3 protein-coding genes are annotated in these 1,776 nt (G+C 72.6%); 1 reads left to right on the top strand and 2 read right to left on the bottom strand.

What is annotated here, in order from left to right:
* Window positions 1-618 (bottom strand): 1-phosphofructokinase family hexose kinase (locus CQZ88_RS27685; protein WP_258008835.1); only part of this gene is annotated, 618 nt, incomplete at its 3' end.
* Window positions 615-1,382: a DeoR/GlpR family DNA-binding transcription regulator gene (locus CQZ88_RS27680; RefSeq protein WP_029543365.1), complete on the bottom strand. Its 768-nt coding sequence runs from the start codon at window positions 1,380-1,382 to the stop codon at window positions 615-617. The genes CQZ88_RS27685 and CQZ88_RS27680, both read right to left, overlap by 4 nt.
* A gap of 139 nt (window positions 1,383-1,521) precedes the next feature.
* Here CQZ88_RS27680 and CQZ88_RS27675 point away from each other — a divergent pair.
* Window positions 1,522-1,776: phosphoenolpyruvate-utilizing N-terminal domain-containing protein (locus tag CQZ88_RS27675; RefSeq protein WP_308410830.1), on the top strand; the 255-nt coding region annotated here is incomplete at its 3' end.

The following is a 1,776-nucleotide window of genomic DNA, read 5'->3' as shown; positions in this document are numbered from 1 at the left end:
GGCGGCGTCCGCGCCGGTGAGCTGGGCGAGCTCGTCCGAGTTCGGTTTGAGCAGGTCGGGGGCGGCGTCGGGGAACCGGGCCGCGAGCGACAGCAGGGGAGACTCGGAGGTGTCCACCGCGATGCGGCACGCGACGGACCCGTCGACGGCGGCCGCGCGGACGGAGCGGACGAGATCGGCGTACCAGTCGGCGGGCACGCCGGGCGGCAGCGATCCGGACATCACCACCCAGCGGGCGTCGGCGGCGGCATCGACGACGGTCCGGCGCAGCGCATCGAGTGTCCCTTCGGTATACGCCGGGCCGGGCTCGTTGAGCTTGGTGGTGGTGCCGTCGGGCTCGGCGACGGTGATGTTGCTGCGCGCGAAGCCCCCGGTCGGAACGGCGCGGTAGCCGATGCCGTGGTCGTCGAGCGCGGCGAGCAACGGGTCGCCGGTGTTTCCCGGCAGGACGGCCAGGACCGGCCGGCCGGCCGCGCGGAGCACGCGGGCGACGTTGACGCCCTTGCCGCCCGGGTCCACGCGGGTGGCGGCGGCGCGGTGCACGGCGCCGCGGACGAGCGGGCCCGTCAGTGCGACCGTCCGGTCCAGGCTGGGGTTGGCGGTCAGCGTGACGATCATGCCGTCACCACCTCGATTCCGTTGTCGGTGAGCTCTTTGCAGTCGGTGTCGTCGATCTCGGTGTCCGTGACGAGCACGTCCACGGCGTCGACGGGGGCGAAGCTGATCAGGTGCTGTCGGCCGATCTTGGAGGAGTCGGCGACGACGACCACCCGGTCGGCGCATCGGACCATCGCGCGCTTGACGGCGGCCTCGTCCGGGTCGGGAGTGGACAGGCCGTGGCCGACGCTGAGCGCGTTGGTGCCGATGAAGGCGACGTCGACGTGCAGAGCCCGGAGGAATCGCAGCGCGTCCTCGCCCACGCTGGCCTGCGTGATCCCGCGGACCCGGCCGCCGAGCATGTGCAGGCGCACCGATCCGAGGCCGGCGAGCCGCGCGGCGATCGGAACCGAGTTGGTGACCACCTCGAGGTCCACGTCGGCGGGCAGCGCCGCCACCAGCCGGCCGGTGGTGGTGCCGGCGTCGAACACCACACTGCCGCCGGCGGGGGGAAGGTACCGGGCCGCCGCGGCGGCGATCCGGTCTTTCTGTGCGGCGTGGGTGTGCTCGCGCTCGCTCAGCGCGGGTTCGGTCACCGTGAGCGCTGCGGTGGGGATCGCGCCGCCGTGCACCCGGCGCACATGGCCGAGCCGCTCGAGCAGGGCGAGGTCCCGGCGGACGGTCTCGGTGGTGACGCGGAAACGGGTGGCCAGATCGGCGACGGACATCCGTCCCCGTCGGCCGATCAGCTCGGCGATCGCCTGCTGCCGTTCCTCTGCGTACACGCCGGGCTCCTCACCGCCGAAATGTTGGTTTATGTTGTTTTACGCCCGTATGTGTTGACATGTCAATGGTTCGGAGTAATCTCGATCACAGAATTACCCCGGAGGCCCATCCCGACACACCGGGCGGCGAGGAGGAGACATGGAGAAGGTGATTCCCGCAGCGGCGGAGATGTCGATCGTTCGGGGCACGCCCGTCGTGCCCGGGGTTGCCTACGGCCCAGTCGTGCGCCCCGCGCCGCGGCCGCAGATACCCGCCACGTTCGAGAGCATCCCGGACACCGCGCGCGACGCCGAGGCGGAGCGTTTCCGGGCGGCCGCCACCACCGTCGCGGACCGGCTGCGCAGCCGCGCCGGCCAGGCCTCGGGCGCCGCCGCCGAGGTCCTGCTCGCCAAC

This window comes from Rhodococcus sp. ENV425 (assembly GCF_002887785.1).
Classification (GTDB): domain Bacteria; phylum Actinomycetota; class Actinomycetes; order Mycobacteriales; family Mycobacteriaceae; genus Rhodococcus; species Rhodococcus aetherivorans.
The sequence above is the reverse complement of the archived record's forward strand: the minus strand, read 5'-3'. Positions and strand labels throughout refer to the sequence as shown.